General features: G+C 59.2%; 19 protein-coding genes, 1 tRNA gene and 1 riboswitch. Of the genes, 12 read left to right on the forward strand and 8 right to left on the reverse strand.

All coding sequences use genetic code 11. The annotated features are described in order from the left end of the window. Positions 1-196 precede the first annotated feature (196 nt). Positions 197-1,222, reverse strand: a complete 1,026-nt coding sequence (locus tag T424_RS0104660) for a substrate-binding domain-containing protein (RefSeq protein ID WP_027486689.1) — start codon at positions 1,220-1,222, stop codon at positions 197-199. Positions 1,223-1,416: 194 nt separating this feature from the next. Continuing rightward, the gene (gene phoR / locus T424_RS0104665) at positions 1,417-2,676 is read right to left on the reverse strand and encodes a phosphate regulon sensor histidine kinase PhoR (RefSeq protein ID WP_037066640.1); all 1,260 of its coding nucleotides are present in this window, start codon (positions 2,674-2,676) and stop codon (positions 1,417-1,419) included. 248 nt (positions 2,677-2,924) lie between these two features. Here phoR and ppk2 point away from each other — a divergent pair, with 248 nt between their 5' ends. Next, the gene (gene ppk2 / locus T424_RS0104670) at positions 2,925-3,803 is read left to right on the forward strand and encodes a polyphosphate kinase 2 (RefSeq protein WP_027486691.1); all 879 of its coding nucleotides are present in this window, start codon (positions 2,925-2,927) and stop codon (positions 3,801-3,803) included. 37 nt (positions 3,804-3,840) lie between these two features. Here the strand turns inward: ppk2 and T424_RS21695 are convergent, their stop codons facing one another. The 3 genes from T424_RS21695 to T424_RS0104685 all read right to left on the reverse strand — a co-directional run bounded on the left by T424_RS21695 (position 3,841) and on the right by T424_RS0104685 (position 5,984). Beyond that, entirely contained in the window at positions 3,841-4,638 is a 798-nt protein-coding gene (locus T424_RS21695; RefSeq protein ID WP_154664801.1) for a capsular polysaccharide synthesis protein, read from the reverse strand. Positions 4,639-4,755: 117 nt separating this feature from the next. Continuing rightward, positions 4,756-4,829 (reverse strand) — tRNA-Gly (locus tag T424_RS0104680). A gap of 66 nt (positions 4,830-4,895) precedes the next feature. Then, the gene (locus tag T424_RS0104685) at positions 4,896-5,984 is read right to left on the reverse strand and encodes a 2'-deoxycytidine 5'-triphosphate deaminase (protein ID WP_027486692.1); all 1,089 of its coding nucleotides are present in this window, start codon (positions 5,982-5,984) and stop codon (positions 4,896-4,898) included. 80 nt (positions 5,985-6,064) lie between these two features. Next, a riboswitch (SAM riboswitch) is annotated at positions 6,065-6,143 on the forward strand. Positions 6,144-6,190: 47 nt separating this feature from the next. Between T424_RS0104685 and T424_RS0104690 the strand changes: the two genes are divergently transcribed. Continuing rightward, the gene (locus T424_RS0104690) at positions 6,191-7,372 is read left to right on the forward strand and encodes an O-succinylhomoserine sulfhydrylase (protein WP_027486693.1); all 1,182 of its coding nucleotides are present in this window, start codon (positions 6,191-6,193) and stop codon (positions 7,370-7,372) included. A 113-nt stretch (positions 7,373-7,485) separates the two neighbouring features. Here the strand turns inward: T424_RS0104690 and T424_RS0104695 are convergent, their stop codons facing one another. After that, a complete protein-coding gene (locus T424_RS0104695; RefSeq protein WP_027486694.1) occupies positions 7,486-8,298 on the reverse strand; it encodes an EF-hand domain-containing protein in 813 nt (270 codons plus the stop codon). A 568-nt stretch (positions 8,299-8,866) separates the two neighbouring features. Here T424_RS0104695 and T424_RS23175 point away from each other — a divergent pair. Further along, positions 8,867-10,780 (forward strand): methyl-accepting chemotaxis protein, encoded by a 1,914-nt coding sequence (locus tag T424_RS23175; RefSeq protein WP_051558792.1) that lies wholly within the window; start codon positions 8,867-8,869, stop codon positions 10,778-10,780. A 96-nt stretch (positions 10,781-10,876) separates the two neighbouring features. On the opposite strand, the gene T424_RS0104705 is transcribed toward T424_RS23175, so the two are convergent. Both T424_RS0104705 and T424_RS0104710 read right to left on the reverse strand, forming a co-directional pair. Then, on the reverse strand, positions 10,877-11,620 hold the full coding sequence (locus T424_RS0104705) for a pyrimidine 5'-nucleotidase (RefSeq protein ID WP_161712530.1): 744 nt from the start codon (positions 11,618-11,620) through the stop codon (positions 10,877-10,879). Positions 11,621-11,637: 17 nt separating this feature from the next. Continuing rightward, entirely contained in the window at positions 11,638-12,582 is a 945-nt protein-coding gene (locus T424_RS0104710) for a nucleoside hydrolase (RefSeq protein WP_027486696.1), read from the reverse strand. On the opposite strand from T424_RS0104710, the gene T424_RS20215 reads away from it, so the two are divergent. The 9 genes from T424_RS20215 (at position 12,581) to T424_RS0104755 (ending at position 20,512) form a co-directional block, all read left to right on the forward strand. Further along, positions 12,581-12,820, forward strand: coding sequence for a hypothetical protein (locus tag T424_RS20215; protein ID WP_037066643.1), 240 nt, complete (start codon positions 12,581-12,583; stop codon positions 12,818-12,820). The two genes, T424_RS0104710 and T424_RS20215, sit on opposite strands and share 2 nt — an antisense overlap. A 1-nt stretch (position 12,821) precedes the next feature. Next, positions 12,822-13,241 (forward strand): Hsp20 family protein, encoded by a 420-nt coding sequence (locus tag T424_RS0104715; protein WP_027486697.1) that lies wholly within the window; start codon positions 12,822-12,824, stop codon positions 13,239-13,241. 46 nt (positions 13,242-13,287) lie between these two features. Next, a complete protein-coding gene (locus T424_RS0104720; protein WP_027486698.1) occupies positions 13,288-13,545 on the forward strand; it encodes a BQ00720 family protein in 258 nt (85 codons plus the stop codon). A 220-nt stretch (positions 13,546-13,765) separates the two neighbouring features. After that, the gene (locus T424_RS0104725) at positions 13,766-15,055 is read left to right on the forward strand and encodes an alpha/beta hydrolase (RefSeq protein ID WP_084268397.1); all 1,290 of its coding nucleotides are present in this window, start codon (positions 13,766-13,768) and stop codon (positions 15,053-15,055) included. Between the two features lie 83 nt (positions 15,056-15,138). Next, positions 15,139-16,191 (forward strand): proline racemase family protein, encoded by a 1,053-nt coding sequence (locus tag T424_RS0104730; protein WP_027486700.1) that lies wholly within the window; start codon positions 15,139-15,141, stop codon positions 16,189-16,191. Positions 16,192-16,272: 81 nt separating this feature from the next. Further along, on the forward strand, positions 16,273-16,971 hold the full coding sequence (locus T424_RS0104735; protein WP_027486701.1) for a Crp/Fnr family transcriptional regulator: 699 nt from the start codon (positions 16,273-16,275) through the stop codon (positions 16,969-16,971). Positions 16,972-17,268: 297 nt separating this feature from the next. Beyond that, positions 17,269-17,724 (forward strand): response regulator, encoded by a 456-nt coding sequence (locus tag T424_RS20220; RefSeq protein ID WP_245269426.1) that lies wholly within the window; start codon positions 17,269-17,271, stop codon positions 17,722-17,724. Next, positions 17,721-18,227: a molybdopterin-dependent oxidoreductase gene (locus tag T424_RS0104750; protein WP_027486702.1), complete on the forward strand. Its 507-nt coding sequence runs from the start codon at positions 17,721-17,723 to the stop codon at positions 18,225-18,227. Before T424_RS20220 ends, T424_RS0104750 begins: the two co-directional genes overlap by 4 nt. Further along, a complete protein-coding gene (locus tag T424_RS0104755) occupies positions 18,224-20,512 on the forward strand; it encodes an ATP-binding protein (RefSeq protein WP_037066646.1) in 2,289 nt (762 codons plus the stop codon). Before T424_RS0104750 ends, T424_RS0104755 begins: the two co-directional genes overlap by 4 nt. The last annotated feature ends 152 nt before the right edge of the window (positions 20,513-20,664 follow it).

Below are 20,664 nucleotides of genomic sequence, written 5' to 3' on the forward strand. Positions count from 1 at the left end.
TCCTTGACCGGAGGCGGATGCCGAGGAAATCAGTCAGCAAAATCTGGTTTTCCGCCACTCCCGCGCGGGAGAATGCCGGGGTCTTCAGGGCGTTTACGTCGAGGGCGGCATGGATGTTATCGTCAATATCCGCCGCAGGTTCCGTCATACGCTCCAAAGAAGACCGGCGCGGGGGTGAGCCGCGCCGGGGAAAGTCTTACTTGCCAGCAGCGAACTTGGTGCGGAACTCTTCACGCTCCTTGTCGGGAGCCGGAACCAGACCGTAGTTGGCGAGCGGACCATCGGGGCCGATCATCTGCTCGGACAGGAAGAAGTCCACATATTCCTTCATGCCCGGAACGGAACCCAGATGCGCCTTCTTCACGTAGAAGAACAGCGGACGGGAAACCGGATACTTGCCGGTGGCAACGGTTTCGACCGAGGGCTTGACGCCGGAAATGGTGGCAACCTTCAGCTTGTCGGCATTGTTTTCGTAGAAGGACAGGCCGAATACGCCAAACGCGGTCTTGTTGGCGGCAATGCGGGCCAGCGTTTCGGTGTAGTCACCGTCGATGTCCACAGCCTTGCCGTCCTTGCGCACGGCGATGCACTTCTTGGAGGCATCCTTTTCGCCAACCGCAGCCTTGATCACGTCGATGGCCTTGGTGTCCTTGCAGCCCTGTTCGAGAACCTTGGTTTCGAACACTTCGCGCGTGCCGTGCTTTTCGCCCGGAATGAAGGCCATGATGTCGGTGTCCGGCAGGTCCTTGTTGACTTCCGACCACTTCTTGTAGGGGTTGGCAACGAGCTTGCCATCTACGACTACTTCAGCCGCGAGAGCCTTGTAGAGGTCGGAGGGAACGAGGGCGAGGTCCTTGTTGGACTTGTCAACGGCAAAGACGATGCCGTCATAGCCGAACTTGACTTCCTGAATGTCGGTTACGCCGGCGGCCTGGCAGGCTTCAGCTTCCGACTTGTTGATCGGGCGCGAAGCGTTTGCAATGTCGATGGTTTCCGGGCCGACGCCCTTGCAGAATTCCTTGAGGCCAGCGCCCGTGCCGCCGGACTCGACAACCGGGGTCTTGAACTTGGTGAAGGTCTCGCCGAAGGTTTCGGCAACGATCTTGGCATAGGGCAGAACGGTGGAGGAACCGGCGACCTGGACCTGATCGCGAGCAGCGGCGGCGCCAGCGAAGGCGACGGAGGCGACCAGGGCCGCTACGGAAAGTTTCAACATGGACATCTATCTCTCCCGAGAAATGAACTTTTGTGGAATTGCGGCACTTGGCGCCTGCAATCGCCGGGCTCCGGCGGCCTCTTCTTAGACCCTCACGGCTTTTGCTTTTATGTCAGTTCGATGAAACATTTGTGACAGTTCAAGTCATTGAATAAAATAGTAAAAATCGATTGCGCGCATGAGAGAATGTCTCTTTCATGTCAAAAACGCACAGTAAACTCCGTTCCTTGCCCCACATCCGAGCGCACGATCAGGCGGGCGCGGTGACGGGTGAGGATGTGCTTGACGATTGCCAGACCAAGGCCCGTGCCCTTTTTCGATCGGCTGTCGGCCACGCTGACGCGGTAAAAGCGCTCCGTCAGGCGCGGCACATGTTCGGGCGCGATGCCCGGCCCCTTGTCGGTCACGGCCACTTCCACCACGCCATCACGGCGGCGCAAGGTGACATCCACCAGCTTGCCCTCCTGGCCGTATTTGCAGGCGTTTTCGATGAGGTTTTCGAAGACCTGGATCAGCTCGTCGCGCTCTCCGACCACTTCCACCGGCCCGTCGGGCAGGTGCAGGCGCACATCCACATCCAGTTCGCCCGCAAGGGGGGCGAGGCTGTCGCGCACATGGGTGAGAACCGGCGCAAGCTCCACCTTCTGCGCAGGCGCGAGATGCGCCTTGAGTTCAAGCCGCGAAAGCGACAGCAGGTCGTCCACGAGACGGCTCATGCGGGTGGCCTGCTCCAGCATGATGTTGAGAAAGCGTTCCTGCGCCCTGGCATCGTTGCGTGCCGGGCCGAGCAATGTTTCGATAAAGCCGCGCAGCGAGGCAAGCGGCGTGCGCAATTCATGGCTGGCATTGGCCACGAAATCCGAGCGCATACGGTCGATGCGCCTGAGTTCCGAAATATCGCGGAACGTCATGAGGTAAAGCGGCCTGGCGCGCTGGGGCACCATAAGCGGGGCGATCCTGACGATGAAGACCCGTTCCGACGGCAGAAATTCGGAATGCTCGATCTGGTTCGGTCTGCCGCTCTTTATCGTTTCGCGCATCATATCGAGAATATTGGGGGAGCGCCATTTGGCGGACAGGTGCAGACCGGCTTCGATTTCGCCAAAGTCGAGGCTGGCGGCCGGATTCTGGAATAGCAGGGTGCCATCCGCGTCGAAAATGACGCTGGGCAGGTCAATGGCCGTGAAGGCGGCAAAACTTCCCGCCTCCGCAAGAAGCGCCGCATCGTGCCGGTGGTTTTCCGTGGCTTTTGCGGCGGCATTTTCCGCCCTTTGCTGATCGCTGGCGCGGAGGCACAGGAAGGCCATGCCCACGAAAAGCCCGCCAAGGCAGAAGAGCCAGTCTGCACCGGACAGATAGGCTCCACCCGCCAGCACCAGCGAAAGAAGCATCAGGTCGCGGCGCTGTCGCAGCCTGTGGCGCAATGCGGGCCAGTCTGGAATGAATGCCTTGGAATCCATGTCGTCTTCTCCCCGGCTGCCGGGGCCTCCCGCCGCTGTTCTCGTGTCTTGTGGCTCAGCCGCATGGCTCTCACGGTTTGCACCGCGAGGCAATGACCCACATTTGCTCATAATCCGGTTCGATGACAGATTTTTACGGGAAAGATCGCCAGTGCCGGTGGATGACGGCAGGTTTCGACACCATGTTCTCAACAGGCAGGCGGAACATGCGCCGGTCGCGGATGATGAGGCAAAGGAGCAGGTTGGTGATGACAGGCAGGATGGGCAGCCGCACCGTGGAGCTGGAAATTGGCGGAAAAACAAGGCTTTTCGACATAGACGATCCCGTGCTTGCGGACTGGGTAGAGGACGCGGCACTGACATCGGGTCATCATCCCTATAAGGAAAAGCTCGACGCGGAAGACTATGAGAAGGAACTGAGACGGCTGCAAATCGAGCTGGTCAAGGTGCAGTTCTGGCTTCAGGTCACGGGGGGCCGTGTCATGGCGCTTTTCGAGGGGCGGGATGCCGCAGGCAAGGGCGGCACCATCAATGCCATTCGTGCTTACATGAACCCGAGATCGGCCCGCACGGTCGCGCTTTCCAAGCCCAGCGAGACCGAGCGCAGCCAATGGTACTTCCAGCGATATGTATCGCATTTCCCAAGCGGCGGGGAATTCGTGCTGTTTGACCGGTCCTGGTACAACCGCGCCGTTGTCGAGCCAGTGATGGGCTTCTGCTCCAAAGAGGAATATCACCTGTTTATGGACCAGGTGCCGCATCTGGAGAAAATGATTGAGCAGGACGGCATCCATTTCTTCAAATTCTGGCTGGATATTGGCAGGGAAATGCAAATCAAGCGCTTTCACGACCGGCGCCATGATCCGCTGAAAGTGTGGAAGCTTTCGCCCATGGATATTGCGGCGTTGAACAAATGGGAGGACTACACCGGCAAGCGCGACCGGATGCTGGAAAAAACCCATTCCAAAGGCGCCCCCTGGATGGTGGTGAAGGCCAATGACAAGCGCCGCGCCCGTCTCAATGTCATCCGCCACATGCTCCATGCGCTGGATTACGAGGGCAAGGACAAGAAGGCCCTGGGAGAGATCGACGAAAAGATCATCGGCAAGGCCCCCGATATGCTTTGAGGCTCCGTAACGGCTCCGTTGCAAGCGTCTTTGGCGGTCACTTTGCCAAGTTGACAAGCCAACCGGCCAGCCGCCGTAGCCGGCTCGGAGACTTTTGCCTGGCGGCAAACTCTAGCAGTCGTTGATAGAGAGAATGCTCATCCGGCCTGTTGGTAAATTTATGCGTCAGCTTGAAGACCGGCACCGGCGGAGATTTCAGCAACGCCTCGATTTCGCGGCCGGGCGGCGCAAGCAGCGCGGCGGAGTTCGGGCCGAAATGGAAAGGGTTGGCAGCAGGAATTTTCGGTGTACTGTCCCAGAGCTTACGGAATTCCGCGTGTTTTTCATAGGCCCAGGCAAAGCAGCGGTGATGCCAGAAGTAGATATCGCGTTCGCTGCGGCCCTCCCAATAGGCTCGTCCTTCCTCTCGCCAGTCGGCAATGATGCGCGAACCCTTGCTGGCTGCCAGAAACCAGTTCGACAACATCCTGTCGGGTCCAGGCTGGTGAAAGGCGAAAAAGCCTGTTGCTATTGCGGTAGGCAGCCAGTCATCCAGCGGTCGTGCGCAAAGGGTGGTGGCGTCGGCCCAGACCCCACCGTAGCGATAAAGAAGTTCGGTGCGGATCAGGTTGGCGAGAGCTTCCGGCGGTTTCGAGGTCGCCGTATATTCGGCAAGTAGTTCCTGCGGAATGAAGCGCCCTGCCGTTTCCAGCGTCAGTGCCTCAACGCGCCAGCCCGGATTGGAGATTTCCCAAGAGCGGCGGGAAAGCCGGGCTATTTCTGGTGCCTTGTCCCATCCTTGCAGCCAGAGCATCCAGATAACTTTGGGGCATGAAGATGAGCTGCCGAAGGCCACAGGCAGAAACTCCGAATTTTTACATCGAACGAAAACAGCAGGCTTCGCTGCGTCACTTGCGTTCAATTGTTTTTGGGGAAAGCGTCTTATGGTCTCCTGCAAGCTCCAGAACGGCGCTGGAGCGGGTGAAGGGAATCGAACCCTCGTATTCAGCTTGGGAAGCTGCTGCTCTACCATTGAGCTACACCCGCCTTGCCCGCGCACAGTTCCTATACTTGCGCGGCGATGTCAAGCCTGTCGGCGGTAAATGCGCCCTCTCATGAAAGGCGGAAATGCTTGGACAATTTCAGGCCCTGTGCCTGATAGTTCGAGCCTGCGCCGCTGCCGTAGAGCGCTTGCGGGCGCTCGGTCATGCGCTCGTAGACCAGCCTGCCGATGATCTGCCCATCCTCCAGAATATAGGGGACTTCGTGGCTGCGCACTTCCAGAACGGCCTTGCTGCCGGTGCCGCCTGCGGCGGCATGGCCAAAGCCGGGATCGAAGAAGCCTGCATAATGCACGCGAAATTCGCCGACGAGCGTGTCATAGGGTGTCATTTCCGCCGCATAAAGCGGCGGGACATGCACCGCCTCTCGCGAGACGAGAATGTAGAATTCGTCGGGATCGAGGATCAATTCGTTTCGCCCACGGCTGTAGAGCGGCTCCCAGAAATCGAGAAGATCGTGGGCGGCCTTGCGATCCACATCGATCACGGCCGTGTGGTGCTTGCCGCGATAGCCGATCAGGCCTTCCGGGCCCGTGCCCTTGAGATCGATGGAAAGGGCAATGCCGCTGCCGGAAATATTCGGCGCCTCGCTTGCAACCAGCGTTTCGGCCTCATGCAGGGCCTGCATTTCCGCATCGCTCAACAGCGCCTGGCCGCTGCGGAAGCGGATTTGCGACAGTCGCGAACCCCGCCGCACGATGATGGGAAAGGTACGCGGGCTGATTTCGAGATAGAGCGGACCCTTATAGCCTGCGGGGATCTTGTCGAATTCCTGTCCGTAATCCACCATGACACGGGTGAAAATATCCAGCCGACCGGTCGAGCTTTTCGGATTGGTGGAAGCGGAAAGCGCTTCCGGCAGGTCGAGGCTTTCCATCAGCGGCACGATATAGACGCAGCCCGTCTCCAGCACGGCGCCCTGCGTGAGGTCGATCTCGTGCAGCGTCAGCCGCTCCAGCTTGTCGGCCACGCGGCTGTTTTTGCCCGGCATGAAGCTTGCGCGCACGCGAAGAGCCCTGGAGCCGAGACGAAGGTCGAGGCTTGCAGGCTGGATCTGGTCGTGATCCAGCGTCCCCTCCGACCTCAGCCGCGCCTGCTCGAAAAGTTCGCCGATTGCGCGATCCGCAAGAATTCCCGTCATGGGTTCATTTTATCCTTCATAGACTGGGCGAACAAAATCAAAGTCTGCCAATTGACGCAAGACCATGATGGGCGTATGCCAAGTTATCCCGTGGTGATTTGGCCGGTCGGCTTGCAGCCACGTTAAATAACTGGCTAAATAGACCGGGTTTTCTCAAAGCCGGTCCGTTTTACGACCGGTTTTTGTTTGAGAAGGCTTGAGACACGATGAGCAAGACCTGGCGTCCGGCCACCAAGCTCGTGCATGGCGGCACATTGCGTTCACCCTATGGTGAAACCTCCGAGGCGATCTACCTTACCCAAGGCTTTGTCTACGACACCTCCGAAGCGGCGGAAGCGCGCTTCAAGGGCGAGGATGACGGCTTTATCTATGCCCGTTTCGGCAGCCCCACCAATGCCATGTTCGAACAGCGCATGTGTCTGCTGGAAGGTGCCGAAGATGCCCGTGCCACCGCATCGGGCATGGCGGCGGTCACGGCGGCCATCATGTGTCAGGTGAAGGCTGGCGATCATATCGTGGCGGCGCGCGCGCTGTTTGGCTCCTGCCGCTGGGTGGTGGAAACGCTGGCGCCGAAATATGGCGTCGAATGCACACTGGTCGATGGCCGCGAGATTGCCAACTGGGAAGCGGCCGTGCGGCCCAATACCAAGGTGTTCTTTCTGGAAAGCCCGACCAATCCGACGCTGGAAGTGGTCGATATAGCAGCCGTGTCGAGGCTGGCCAACCAGATAGGCGCCAAGGTGGTGGTCGATAACGTCTTTGCCACGCCGCTCTTTCAAAATCCGCTGTCTCTTGGAGCGCATGTCGTGGTCTATTCGGCCACCAAGCATATTGACGGTCAGGGCCGGTGCCTGGGCGGCATCGTGCTGTCGTCCAAGGACTGGATCGAGGAAAACCTGCGGGACTACTTCCGCCATACGGGTCCGGCCATGTCGCCCTTCAATGCCTGGACGCTGCTGAAGGGGGTTGAAACCCTGCCGTTGCGCGTGCGCCAGCAAACGGAGAACGCCGCGCGTATCGCCGATTTTCTGGCGGAGCATCCCAAGGTGGCCAAGGTGATCTATCCGGGCCGCAAGGATCATCCGCAGGCCGACATCATTGCCCGGCAGATGACGGGCGGATCGACGCTGGTTTGCTTCGAACTGAAGGGCGACAAGCCCGCCGCCTTCGCACTTCAGAATGCGCTGGAAATCATCAGGATTTCCAATAACCTCGGCGATGCCAAGAGCCTCATTACCCACCCGGCCACCACCACGCACAAGAACCTGCCGGAAGAGGCGCGCTTCGAAGCGGGTATCACCGGCGGCACACTGCGCCTTTCCTGCGGTATCGAAGATAGTCAGGATCTGCTGGAGGATCTGGATCAGGCGTTGCGCAGCCTCGCCTGATATGCCGCCTTGCTCCGAAGGGAGTGGTTCGGCAAACACGGAAAAGCCCGCCATGATGTGCCATGGCGGGCCTGACGGTAGGGGCGGGCCTGACGGTAAGGGCGAGCCGTCGCTTACTTGCCGGCCGGGATAAGCGCCGGACCTGCCGGGAAGTCGTCGGCGGAGATGAAGCCATCCTTGTTGGTGTCGAGGCGGTCGAACAGCTTGTCGAGACCGGCATCGGCTTCGGCCTTGCTGATCTGGCCGTTTTCATCCGTATCCAGTTCGCGGAACATGTGCTTCGGACCCATCATGCCCTGGTGGGGGCCGTGATGCGGACCATCGCGCTCGCCAAATTCCGGTCCGTGGCGGTCATGACCGCGCTCGCCGGGGCGTTCATGGCCTTTCGGGCCGGGTCCGGCATGGTCGGGACCCATCGGGCCGCAGCCGCCCATCGGGCCATCCTCGTCATCCATCGGTCCCATTCCGGGCATGGCGCCATCCGGCGGTCCCTTTGCATCGTTTGCGGCCTTGTCTGGGGCACCGGGCGGGGGCGGCGGGGCCTTGCCATCTTCCGGCTTGGGCGGCATTGGCGGCTTTTCGGCCTTCATGGCTTCCATGCGGGCCTCGTGGAACTTGCGCAACTCACCGGGCGTCAGAGTGCCGTCCTTGTTGGTGTCGATTGCTGCAAACAGCTTTTCCTCGGCGCCCTTGGCCTCATCCTTGGAAATCTTGCCGTCCTTGTTGGCGTCGAATTGTTGCAGGGCATGAATGAACATGGCCGCCGGGCCGCGCATCATCATCGGGCGTGGTCCGCAGGCAGCGTCACCCGGAGGCTCCGGGGGGGCCTTCGGACCCTTACCTTCCTCGGCCATGACGGCGCCGAAGGATGTGCTGACGAGCAGCACGGCAGCCAGGGCGGATAGTGTGGTCTTCCGGGTGTTCATGGTGTCTCCTTACGTGTCGTTCTGACAATTCAAAGTTAGGTCAGCACAACGCAGAAAACCACTTACGGTTCGGTAAGGCGTGATTACAATTTTGTAAGATAACGATCTCGACGCGGGCATGGGTCGTTTGGCGGGCTTTTGCAGATCAGGATTTCGCCCTTCCCGCGCCTGAATGCCGCTCAATGAGGGGGGGGGCGGCGCCCGGCCTGCTGACCGGCTTCAACGGACCTTCGGCTTCGATAGGGTCCGCTGCGACCCAACCGGACCGAAAATCGTTCAAATAAAATCAACAATACTCAGATCATATTTTCTAAATCTACGACAATGGATTTCAGTAGAAAAATTTAATAATAAAATACGTATAATTTCGTAATTTAGCCATTTATTTAAAATAATGGTATTAACTTAAAATTTGCACTCAGTGCATAGATTATCCGTCACATATCGACCGATCGGTGCTTGTTGGGGGACAGTCTTCTGGCCCCTTTCATCTGACATGGGCCTTCCGCTCATGCTTGCGAAAACGGTGCGGCGATAAGGTCTCACATCCTTGCCGCAGGGGAACAGTATGAAAAACATACCCATCATCGGAAAGTTCCTGATGATCATAGGCGTCTTCGCAGTCTTCGCTGTCGCCATAACAATTTTCGCCGCGACGAAAATTCGCCTTATCGACGACAGTTACCGCAGCCTGATCGATCATGAATCGGCAGCGGCGACGTCCATTGCGCAGGCGGGCCGCAGCTTCCAGACCGTGCGATCGGTGATTGGCGATCTGATGATCATCACCAGCCTGCCTCTGCGGAAACGATCGCAGGAGGAGTTCGATCAGGCCGTTTCCGGTTTCGACGCGGCGATGAACACGGCGATCGAGATGCAGCCCGACGACACTGTTCTCAAGCAATTGAAAGCCGATGGTCTCAAGACCATCAACGTCGTGTGCAAGGATATCGTCTCGAGAGCGCAGACAAGCACGGACGTTGCCACGAACGAGATGATCCAGAAGGATTTCCTTCAGGTCTGCCAGCCGAAATTCCGCGAGCTTACCAAGTCGATGGTCGCGCAGTCCGCTCGTCTCATGGATGTCGCCAGCAAGCGGAGCGACGAACTGACCGACCTGTCGAATTTCACAATCCTTTCGATGGCAAGCGGTATTGTCGTCGGATTGGTGGCCGTTTGCCTTATCGGGTTCTTCGGTATCAGGGCAAGTCTCGTCACGCCCGTCAGGCAGCTGGCAAGCAAGATGGGACTTCTGGCGGACGGCGACCTTGAAACGGAGATTGCCGGAATCGATCGTGCCGATGAAGTCGGCGTGATGGCGCGTGCCGTGCAAGTGTTCAAGGTTAATGGCATCAAGGCGCGGGAACTGGAAGCGCAAGCCGACCGTATGCAGATGGAGGCCGATGAGGTCAGACTTGCGGAGCAGCGTCGTATCGAGCGGGAAGCAGACCAGCTGCGGCTGGCGACCGAAGTGCTTGGCAACAGCATGAAGCGGCTGGCGGGCGGCGATTTGACGTGCCATATCGAAGAGGAATTCGCGCCCGAATATGAGGGGTTGCGCACCGATTTCAACGCGACGATCCGGCAATTGTCGCAGGCAATCTCTGGCGTGTCGGTGGCCGTGCGCAACATGGATCTCGGCACGCAGGAAATTTCGGCCGGTGCATCGGACCTTTCCAAGCGCACGGAGCAACAGGCCGCCGCGCTGGAAGAGACGGCCGCAGCGCTGGATGAGATCACCTCGAATGTTTCCAGTTCAAGCCAGTTGACGGACGAGGCGCGACAGGTGGCGCAGACGGCAAACCAGAGCGCCACGCAATCGGTCGCGGTTGTCTCCCACGCCGAAGAGGCAATGCAGCGTATCGAGCAGTCCAGCCAGCAGATTTCCAATATCATCGGCGTGATCGACGAGATTGCTTTCCAGACGAATCTTCTGGCCCTCAACGCGGGTGTCGAGGCCGCACGCGCCGGAGAGGCAGGCAAAGGCTTTGCGGTCGTTGCTCAGGAAGTGCGTGAACTTGCGCAACGCTCGGCGCAGGCCGCCAAGGAAATCAAGGGGCTGATCCAGAATTCCACATTGGAGGTCGAGAGTGGCGTCAAGCTCGTAAGAAACACCGGCGAGGCTCTCAAGACGATCGGAAGCTATATTGCAACGATCAACCATCACATGCAGGCCATCGCAACATCGGCGCGCGAGCAATCGACAGGGCTTGCGGAAGTGAACGTGGCCGTCAATCAGATGGACCAGACAACCCAGCAAAACGCGGCCATGGTCGAACAATCGACCGCAGCGGCCACGACATTGGCTCAAGAGGCCGGAAAGCTTCGCGACCTCGTTGCTGAGTTCCGCCTCGATTATCAGCCGGGCCAGCAGACGGTGGAAATTTCTTACCGCACCCTCGAGGGTGAAAAGCCTGTTACGAGCAGCCCCCAGCACAGAGTTGCAAGATTTGCCGCACAAGGAAACACGGCCATGCAATAGGAATGGTCGGAGTTCTAAAGCATTTCCAGGAAAAGTGTATTCACGGTTTTCCGTCCGGAAATGCGTCAAAGCAAAGCTTCAGAGCGGCGATCCCGGTCAACCGGGGCGCCGCTCTGAAGCTTTAAAGGGGTTAAGGCGTTCAAGAAAGCCGGCAAGATCGTCGGTGACGTAATCGACATGCTCGCGCCCCTCGGAGGTCTCCAGCCTTTCCCACTGCTCCAGCACCACCTCATCGAGATTGCGCGGCACGATGAGGACCGTTTTCATTCCGAGCGCCTTGGGTACGGCAAGATTGCGGGGAAGATCCTCGAACATCGCTGCTTTCGAGGCATCGAGACCTGTCAGGCTGGCGAATTTATCATAGGTCGCTCCGGCGGGCTTTGGCACGTAACCCGCCGCCACGATGTCGAAAATGTCGTCGAAATGATCGAGGATTCCAAGGGCGCGGGCGGCGGCCTGCGCATGGGCCACCGTTCCGTTGGTGAAAATGAATTTGCGGCCGGGTAGCGCCTTTATCGCAATGCCAAGGCCCTCGTCCGGCAAAAGGCGGGAGTAATCGATGGCGTGGGCCTTTTCCAGAAAATCGTCCGGGTTCACGCCATGATGAAGCATGAGACCCGCCAGCGTCGTGCCGTGGTCGTGATAATAACGCTTTTGCAGCGCGCGCGCTTCGTCATGCTCCAATTGCAAAAGCGCCGCGACATAGGCCGTCATATTGCGGTCTATCTCGGCGAACAGATTGATGCGATGGGGATAGAGCGTATTATCAAGATCGAAAACCCATTCGCGCACGTGCGCGAAATCGGCTGGATCGGCAAGGGAAGCGGGCTGCAACATGATGGGCCTTGAGGTTCGCGTCACAAACGGGCAAGTCGCTCTGTCAGCAGGGCAAAGAAGCCGTCCGCATCGACATTGCGCATCACCATGGCGTTGGGCGTGCGGCCCGTCACCTTCCACCAATCCACCACCGTCATTCCCACGGTGAGATCGGAGACCGTCTCGATCTCGACATTGCAGTGACGACCGGAGAAAAGCGCCGGCTGAAGCAGATAGGCAATGACGGTAGGATCATGCAGCGGGCCGCCGTCGGAGCCGTATTTCTCAATATCGAACCGTTCGAAGAATTGCAGCCATTCCACCATGACCTGAGCGGGCCGGGTGCCGATGGCGGCAATGCGGGCCACGCGCTCCCTGGTGGTGAGAAGCTGATGCGTGACGTCGAGCGGCATCATCACGATCGGAACGCCGGAGGTAAAGACGATCTTCGTGGCCTGAGGATCGACATAGACATTGAACTCGGCGGCCGGGGTGATGTTGCCGCCCTCGAAAAAGCCGCCCCCCATCATGACGATTTCGCGCAGACGGGGCGCAATGTCGGGCGCTTTTTGCAGGGCAAGCGCAATGTTGGTCTGCGGGCCCAGCGTGCAGAGCGTGACGGTGCCGGGCTCCTCGCGGCGGACCGTGTCGATGATGAAATCGACCGCGTGCTGGTCGCTTACGGTCATGACGGGCTCATCGACCACCGCGCCATCAAGCCCCGTCTTGCCATGCACATGTTCTGCCGTCACCTGCGGGCGCTCCAGAGGCTTCAGCGCGCCCTCGTAGACGGGCAGATCGGGGCGTCCGGCCAGTTCGCAAACGATGCGGGCATTGCGGCTGGTCATGGACAGCGGCACATTGCCGGCAACCACGGTCAGGCCCAGAACCTCCAGCTCCTGGGGGCTTGCCAGCGCCAGCATGATGGCGGCTGCGTCGTCCTGGCCGGGATCGGTGTCGATGATGATCTTTCGGGGTTGAGCCATGGTCGTGATCCTGCTGATGATGGCGAGTGAAGACCAGCTTGCGCCGGGCTTGTCAAGCATTCGCCCATTGCAGGCGGTCTATGCGGCAAGACGCTTGCGAAGCGAGCCACGCATTCCCATATTGCTTGAAACGGAATGGACGCGGCCAGCCCGGCCAGCGCCATCCGCAGACATTGGCGGGGCCGGTGATCGTTCCGCCGCTATGGCCCGCAAGGGCGCCACGGCAGACAGAGGATGAAATGCGCAGACTGAAACCCGTCTCAACGCCGCTTCTTCTGGGGTTCGATTTCACCGAGGCGCTGGCGGCTCAGCTGGCCCGCGCCAATGACGGATACCCGCCCTATAATATAGAGCTGCTGCGCGAGGCTGGCGTGCATCGCCTGCGCATTACGCTGGCCGTGGCGGGCTTCAGTGAGCACGAGCTGGATGTGACGGTCGAAGGCCGTCAGTTGATCATCAGCGGGGCGCAGGCAGAGCGGGCGGATGCGGACTATCTGTTCCGTGGCATCGCGGCGCGTCAGTTCCAGCGGGTTTTCGTCATGGCGGAAGGCATGGATGTGGCCGGAGCCCAGCTTCGCAATGGACTGCTGGTGATTGAACTGGAACGCCCCGAACCGCAGGACGTGGTGAGAAAAATTAACATTTCCGCTTCAAAGTAGGACCATGGCGGATCATCCGCCACTCCCTCACTGAAGGAGATGCGGAATGTTGATTAAAGAAGCGACCCCGAACCTCACCAAGACCGAGCTTGCCCATCTGGGCTCCGGCGAAGTGGCCTATGTGCGCCGGATCCGGTATGATGAAGTCACGAACTGCTTTCCCGACGCTCCCGAGATAGACCCCCGCTCCGATCTCTGGGCGCTGTTTGCTGCCGATGGCACGCCGATCCTGTTGACCGATAATCGCTCCTCCACCTTCTTCAAGGCCGCGGAAGACGAGCTGCGGACCGTCAGTCTGCACTGACGGGCGAAAGGCCAGAGGCGAGGCTCTCGCCCAAGGGCCGCCGATTGACGGGAAAGCGGTTTCTGTCTGGCCTTTCCCCATAAATGACGATAAAGCAGTTCCGGCACTTCCATAAAGCCATATCTGGCAAGGATGTTTGACGATGACGGAACGGCTGTCCGGGTTTCATTCCAACCCGCTTTCGCATGACGATAATCCGTGCGAGCAGGTTGCGGGGAGAATGGCCGGGTTTTTCTCGCGCCGGGGGCTCGGGAGCCATCCGGGTGTGCGAGCTGGCCGGGTTGCTGCGTTGGGACTGGTTCTTTCCATTCTTTCTGCCTGTGCAGGCCGCGTGGAAGGCGTGATGCAGCCTGTGAGGCTGGCACAGCCTGAAGGCGCGACAACTGTGCAGATGCTGGTGGCCACAACCCGCGATCCGGCGGTGGACAAGGCCTTTCTGTTCAGCGGCGAGCGTGGCTCCGGCCTGATGGTGGATGCGGTAAGCGTATCCGTTCCGCCGGATGCCAATCGCAAGATCGGCGAGGTGCAATGGCCGAAAAAATTGCCGCCCGATCCCAGACGCGATTTTGCGACGCTGGGCGTGGAGCCCATTCTTTCGGAAGCCAAGGGACAGGCCTGGCTTCACGCGCATCTGCCGGGCAAGCGGCGCGTGCTGGTTTTCGTCCATGGCTTCAACAATACCTACGAGGAATCGGTCTATCGCTTCGCCCAGATCGCCCATGATTCCCGCGCCGACGTCGTGCCGGTGGTCTTCACCTGGCCCTCGCGCGCCAGCATTTTCGATTATAACTACGACAAGGAAAGCACCAATTATTCCCGCGATGCGCTGGAGGACATGCTGACCCGTATCGTGCGCGATCCGCAGGTTTCGGAAGTGACCGTCATGGCCCATTCCATGGGCTCCTGGCTGGCCGTCGAGGCGCTTCGGCAGATGGCAATCCGCCACGGAAAGGTCAACGGCAAAATCGGCAATATCATTCTGGCATCGCCGGATCTCGATGTGGATGTCTTCGGGCGCCAGTTTGGCGCGCTGGGCAAGAAGCCGCCGCATTTTACGCTTTTCGTTTCACGCGATGACCGGGCCTTGAGCATTTCACGGCGCATTTCCGGCAATGTCGATCGTCTCGGCCAGATCAATCCGGCGCAGGAGCCTTACCGCTCGCGGCTGGAGCAGGCGGGCATCACGGTTCTGGATTTAACCAAGCTCAAGGCCGGAGACCGGCTGAACCATGGCAAATTCGCCGCAAGCCCGGAAGTGGTGAAGCTCATTGGCCAGCGGCTGATTGCCGGACAGGAGGTCACATCTTCCGATGTCGGCTTCGGCGAGGCGCTGGGCGCCGTTACCCTTGGCGCGACCAGCACGGTGGGGCAGGCCGCCAGTACGGTGATCAGTGCGCCTATTACCATTTTCGATCCACGAACGCGCCGCAATTACGCCGGACAGTGGAAGAGGCTCGGCGAGAATGCCACCGGCACGCTCGGCGCGGTGGGCGATACGGTGCCGCAGTGAGCGCGCCGGCTCTTTCGATCTTGCGAACTTGTTGTTAAAAGCATTTGCAGAGAAGGCGAGGGCTGTAGAGGGAAAGATTGCCGATGCGGTGGAAGCGTGTGATGCAGCTCCTCGACGTTCATTGCGAGGGGGAGATCGGCAAGGTCGCGATTGGAGGCGTGCCGAAAATACCCGGCGCAAATGTTGCAGAGCAGCTCGCCTGGCTGAACAGCGACCCAAAGGGCAAGGAACTTCGGCATTTTCTGGTTCTGGAGCCGCGTGGAGCGCCGATCGGTTCGGTCAATCTGCTGTTGCCGCCAAAGCATCCGCAGGCAGATGCCGCTTTCATCATCCTTCAGCCGGATCAGGCTCATGCCAGTTCCGGCTCCAATTCCATCTGCGTGACGACGGCGCTTCTGGAAAGCGGCATGATCGAGATGTCGGAGCCGGAGACCGTGGTGATGCTGGAAACGGCGGCCGGGCTGGTTCGGGCCACGGCAACATGCCGTGACGGGCATTGCGAAAGCGTGTCCCTGACCATGGTTCCCTCCTTCGTGCATAGGCTGGATGCCGTGATCGACCTGCCGAAATGGGGGGAAATCCGCTTCGACCTTGCCTATGGCGGTATCTTCTATGCGCTGGTCGATGTCAGCCAGATCGGTCTGCGGATAGAGCCCGGTCAGGCCCGGCGGCTGGTGGAGGCGGGCATGGTGCTGCGTCAGGCGGTCAATCGCCAGTTCGAGGTGGTGCATCCGGAGATCCCGGCCATTTCCGGGGTGGCCTATGTCATGTTCCGGGATGTCGATCCCGATGGGGCCGTGCGCACCTGCACGACGATGTGGCCGGGTCGCGTGGATCGTTCGCCGTGCGGAACGGGGAACTCCGCCAATCTTGCCGTTCTCCATGCCCGCGGCAAGGTGCGGCCGGGCGAAAGTTTTCTGTCACGATCGATTATCGGCTCGCAATTCGAGGTGGGGCTTTCCGGCATAAGCGAGGTGGCGGGGCGGCCTGCCGTCATTCCGACCATCCGAGGCCGGGGTTTCACCTTTGGCCTGCATCAGGTGGCGCTCGATGCCTTCGACCCCCTCCATGCCGGATTTGCGCTGACCGATGTCTGGGGCGAGGCACTGGCGGAACTTGGCGAGCAACAGGCATAGCCATGGAGCCGATGGTGCGTTTCACGCCGGTCGCATTCCAACCCTCGCTACGGTTTCCCCGGCAGAAGGGTGAGGGTCTCGATGGTCGATGAGGGCAAAGGCTTGTTGCGCCGGGTGGGGGTGTTTTCCACCCTCTCGGAAGATGATGATCTTTATTGGTCAAGGCAATGCCGCGTCAGCGAACTGGCGGCCGGAACGATTGTTTTCGATTATGGCGGAAAAGCCGAGAATGTCTTTTTTGCGCTTGATGGGTTTCTGCGGATCGCGGTCAAGCTCAATCAGCGCAAGGAATTGTTGCTGGATGGGGTAGGCCCCTGTCAGCTTGTCGGCGAATTGTCGCTTTTGGACGGCGCTCCCTATTCTGCCAGAATGGTGGCCGATAATAATCTGACGCTGGTTCAGCTTCCCGGCACCGTGCTGCGGGAGATGATCGAGACCCGCCCACAGGTCGCCATGGCAGTGATGGTGCTGATCGTTTCCCGATTTCGCGCCTTGCAGCAGCGGATGACGGAAATGTCCCATCTCGATGCCCGGATGCGGCTTTACAGCAGCCTGCTGCGCCTGTCGCGCCCAATGGACGAGCATGAGGAACGGCGCATCATCCGGCCCGCCCTCATTCACGCGGAGCTTGCCGATTACATCGGTGCCAGCCGCGAAACGGTGTCGCGCGAAATGTCGCGGCTCATGCAGGATGCGGTGATTGAAAAGGCGCCCGACGCCATCATCATCCGCCAGCCGCGCGAACTGGCCCGCCGCCTGTCGGGGTCCGTGCTGTCCTGAGCATTTCCAGGAAAAGTGCAGCTGCGGTTTTCCGTCCGGAAATGCGGCTGGCAATCTGATTTTGCGGGCGTTTTCCGCGCTGGAGGCGGAAATGCGCTTACGCGCGCGATGAATGCCGTTTTTCCTTAAGAGATTGTATTCGTTGGAATAACCTGCGCTTTGTCAAGTTCTGTCTCTTTTATCCTGCGCACAATCGAAAAAACTAAAATTCTATTCGATTGCTTTAATCAATCTCAGTGCCTCGCTGCTAATTATGGACGTCCATCGGGGCTCAATCCGGTGGGAGGAAGAGTTTGGATGCCGTCCGGTCCCAATACCGATCAAACCACTGGTGCCGAAGACAAAAGGAGCATGACGTTGAGCATTCTGATAGTCGAGGATAACCCGACGAATGCAATGATCCTGAAGCATCTGGCCAAGAAAGTGGTTGATGAGGAGATCGTCGTGGAGGCCGATGCAAGCAGTGCGCTGGCCCATTGTCACAACGAGCAATTCTCGCTTCTGATCGTGGATCAGATCCTGCCGGGCATGAGCGGGTTGCAATTTGCAAAAGCCATTCGCCAGCTCAGCCGTTACGACGGCGTGCCGATCGTCATGGTTACGTCGGATAACGAGCCGCGTTTGCGCCAGGCCGCGCGCGATGCCGGAATCGACGATTTCCTGACCAAGCCGGTTGAGGCGCTCGCCTTCCGCCAGCTCATTGCCAATCATTTCAGCCGACGTAACGCAGCGCCTCAGGGGGAGTGGATATGAGACGCCGGCATTTTCCCTTCGTTCTCCTTGGCTTTCTGGCGGTGTCCATGGTGCCTGCCTTTGCGCTGGAACAGCCGAAAGGGCCGGTTATCCTGACGATCAAGGGGAATGTCAGCCAGCCCAACCGGGCCGGCGAGGCAGATTTCGACCTTGCCATGCTTGAAGCGCTGCCGGGCCGTTCGGGTCGCATGGAAACCCCGTGGGTAAAGGGCACGGTGGCATATTCCGGCCCGCTGCTGCGCGAAGTGCTGAAGGCGGCAGGCGCCAGCGGACGTGTTCTCGTCGTCCGCGCGCTCAATGATTACAAGGCCGACGTGCCGGTAAGCGATGCCGAAACGCTCGAAACCATTCTGGCGACCCGTCAGGACGGCAAGCTGATGCCCGTTCGGGACAAGGGGCCGTTGATGCTGGTCTATCCCTTCGATCTGGATACAAAGCTCTTCACGGAAAAATATTTTGCCCGCTCGGTCTGGCAAATCCGGGAAATCGAGGTTCTTCCGTGATCCGACCCCCGCGCAGCAGACCTGGAACGCGGCAGCCGAAGCCGAAAATCACGTTCATCCTGCACTTGCTGTCCGGGGTGCTGCTCGTCACGTTTCTCTTGCTGTTCAAGGATGTATCGGACCGCTTCCGGCTGCTTTACGACGATGTGCGGGAAAATGCCGTGTGGTCGGCCTATCAGATGGACCGGGAGGCCCGCACCATGGTGGGCGCGGTTTCCGATCTGAGGCGCTTGCAAACGCCCGATCAGTCCAGCCTCAATAATCTTGCGCTACGCTACGATATTCTGTTCTCTCGCAAGAACCTCATGAGCAATTCGCGTTTTGGCGATTATTTTCGCGGCAATGCGGTCATCGACGGGCATCTTGCGGCCATAAACGAATTGATCATGACCGTTGAGCCGCAATTCAACCAGCTGGTGACGGGATGGGTGCCCTCGCAGGACGATCTTGCCCGGCTTGCCGATAATTTTGCAAGGCTGGAGAAGGAAACGGAAGCGCTCCTTATCTACACCAACACCTATGTGGGAGACGAGCGCTCCTCTATTCGCGCCACCATAATCGAACTGGAGCGCACCTCCGCCGTGATGCTGGCGCTATTGCTCGCTTCGGTTATTTTTCTGGTCTTCAAGCTTCGGCGGCAACTGGAAGCGGCGCAGGTTTCAAGCCAGCGGCTGGAAATTCTGACCCGTGAGCTTTCCGATGCCTATGAGGCCGCCGATGCCGGAAACCGCGCCAAATCGCAGTTCATGGCCACGATGGGCCACGAAATCCGCACGCCGCTCAACGCCATTCTCGGCATGGCCGAGCTTCTGGAATATTCCGAACTGCCGCAGGATGCCCTTGGCAGTGTGAAGACCATCCGCTCTTCCGGCGAAGCGCTGCTGGAGGTCATCAACGAGGTTCTCGATTACTCCAAGATCGAACATGGCAAGCTTGAGCTGGAAGAGCGCGTGGTCGATATTGCGGGCCTCATGGAAAGCACGGCGGCCATCATGCAGGGCCGCGCGGTCAGCCAGGGCAACAGGCTGGTTCTCGATATTCCGGTGTCGCTGGATGCGCTTTATGTGCGCACCGATCCGACGCGCCTGCGCCAGGTCATGCTCAATCTGTTGAGCAATGCGGTGAAGTTCACAAAGCAGGGAACGGTGACATTGCGGCTGCGCGAATTCTATCGCGGCAGTGCACTGATGCTGCGCTTCGAGGTGGAAGATACCGGCATCGGTATCGATGAGACCGGTCTTGCAAAGCTCTTCAAGCCTTTTTCGCAGGTCGATGCCAGTATCAGCCGCAAATATGGCGGCACCGGGCTTGGCCTTACCATCTGCAAGCAGATCGTCGAAAAGCTGGGTGGCGAGCTTGGCCTGAGCAGCACGGTTGGCGTTGGCAGTATTTTCTGGTTCGAGCTGCCGGTGATTGCCGCCAACAAATCCGAAGTGCGCCAGAAGGTTTGCGCCAGCAAGCTGCCGGATGAGGATTTCCCGCGACTGAGGATCCTGCTGGTCGAGGACAACAAGGTCAATCAGCAGGTTGCCACTCGTTTTCTTGCCAAGCTTGGACAGGAGGTGGTTGTTGCCGGGGATGGGGCGGAGGCCGTGACATTGACGGAAGAGGCCGTCTTCGACCTTATTCTCATGGATATGCAGATGCCGGTCATGGATGGGATCGAGGCAACCCGCGAAATCATCGCCAGGGGTGGCCCTTCCGCGCTCACGCCGATCATCGCCATGACGGCGAATGCCTCTGACGACGATCGTCGCCGCTGCCGCGCCGCCGGGATGACCGGCTTCGAATCCAAGCCCGTCACCATGGACCGCCTGCGCGAGGTCATCCTGACATTTGCGCCCCTGGAACACGCCGAGGCGGAGGCTCAGGTGATGCCTGCCGGTTCGGCTTTTCCGTTGGTCGATCCGTCCCTCATGGATGCCGCAAGCCCGTCGCTTCCCCCACTGACCCTTCAGGAACATTTGAACGAAATGCATGGACTGGATGAAAGCCGATATGAAGAACTGGTCGAGGCGCTGGGCGAGGATGTCTACCGGGAATTGATCGAGTCCTTCTTCACCGATGCGGAACTCCTGATGGTGGAATTGAACAAGGCGTTGCTGCGGGACAACCCGGATGAAATCGACCGGGTTCTGCACACGATCAAGGGGGCAGCCATCAATGTGGGGCTTAGCGATATTGCCGGGCAGGCCCATGCCTTGCGCCGCGTGCGGCCGACAGAGGGGGATGTCGGGCGTTTGCACCAGCAGATCGAAACCATGAAGCTGAAACTTGTTGCTTGATGCAATCATGAATTTCAACTTTGAAATGTAATATTTACCCGTCCTTTCCAGAGGGGACGTTATCGTGCACTCGTGGAGAGGCTGTTGCAGTCCATGTTTGAGGTTTTGCTTTGATGTAGGTGCGGGAAAAAAGCCAAGAATAGTTTTGCTGG

Source organism: Allorhizobium undicola ORS 992 = ATCC 700741, from assembly GCF_000621665.1.
Classification (GTDB): domain Bacteria; phylum Pseudomonadota; class Alphaproteobacteria; order Rhizobiales; family Rhizobiaceae; genus Allorhizobium; species Allorhizobium undicola.

Bases quoted from the DNA above. Each gene is read 5' to 3' on its own strand.
- T424_RS0104660 (WP_027486689.1), bottom strand. From the start codon at position 1,222: ATGTCCATGTTGAAACTTTCCGTAGCGGCCCTGGTCGCCTCCGTCGCC.
- phoR (WP_037066640.1), bottom strand. From the start codon at position 2,676: ATGGATTCCAAGGCATTCATTCCAGACTGGCCCGCATTGCGCCACAGG.
- ppk2 (WP_027486691.1), top strand. From the start codon at position 2,925: ATGACAGGCAGGATGGGCAGCCGCACCGTGGAGCTGGAAATTGGCGGA.
- T424_RS0104685 (WP_027486692.1), bottom strand. From the start codon at position 5,984: ATGACGGGAATTCTTGCGGATCGCGCAATCGGCGAACTTTTCGAGCAG.
- T424_RS0104690 (WP_027486693.1), top strand. From the start codon at position 6,191: ATGAGCAAGACCTGGCGTCCGGCCACCAAGCTCGTGCATGGCGGCACA.
- T424_RS0104695 (WP_027486694.1), bottom strand. From the start codon at position 8,298: ATGAACACCCGGAAGACCACACTATCCGCCCTGGCTGCCGTGCTGCTC.
- T424_RS23175 (WP_051558792.1), top strand. From the start codon at position 8,867: ATGAAAAACATACCCATCATCGGAAAGTTCCTGATGATCATAGGCGTC.
- T424_RS20215 (WP_037066643.1), top strand. From the start codon at position 12,581: ATGGTCGTGATCCTGCTGATGATGGCGAGTGAAGACCAGCTTGCGCCG.
- T424_RS0104710 (WP_027486696.1), bottom strand. From the start codon at position 12,582: ATGGCTCAACCCCGAAAGATCATCATCGACACCGATCCCGGCCAGGAC.
- T424_RS0104715 (WP_027486697.1), top strand. From the start codon at position 12,822: ATGCGCAGACTGAAACCCGTCTCAACGCCGCTTCTTCTGGGGTTCGAT.
- T424_RS0104720 (WP_027486698.1), top strand. From the start codon at position 13,288: ATGTTGATTAAAGAAGCGACCCCGAACCTCACCAAGACCGAGCTTGCC.
- T424_RS0104725 (WP_084268397.1), top strand. From the start codon at position 13,766: ATGGCCGGGTTTTTCTCGCGCCGGGGGCTCGGGAGCCATCCGGGTGTG.
- T424_RS0104730 (WP_027486700.1), top strand. From the start codon at position 15,139: ATGCGGTGGAAGCGTGTGATGCAGCTCCTCGACGTTCATTGCGAGGGG.
- T424_RS0104735 (WP_027486701.1), top strand. From the start codon at position 16,273: ATGGTCGATGAGGGCAAAGGCTTGTTGCGCCGGGTGGGGGTGTTTTCC.
- T424_RS20220 (WP_245269426.1), top strand. From the start codon at position 17,269: ATGCCGTCCGGTCCCAATACCGATCAAACCACTGGTGCCGAAGACAAA.
- T424_RS0104750 (WP_027486702.1), top strand. From the start codon at position 17,721: ATGAGACGCCGGCATTTTCCCTTCGTTCTCCTTGGCTTTCTGGCGGTG.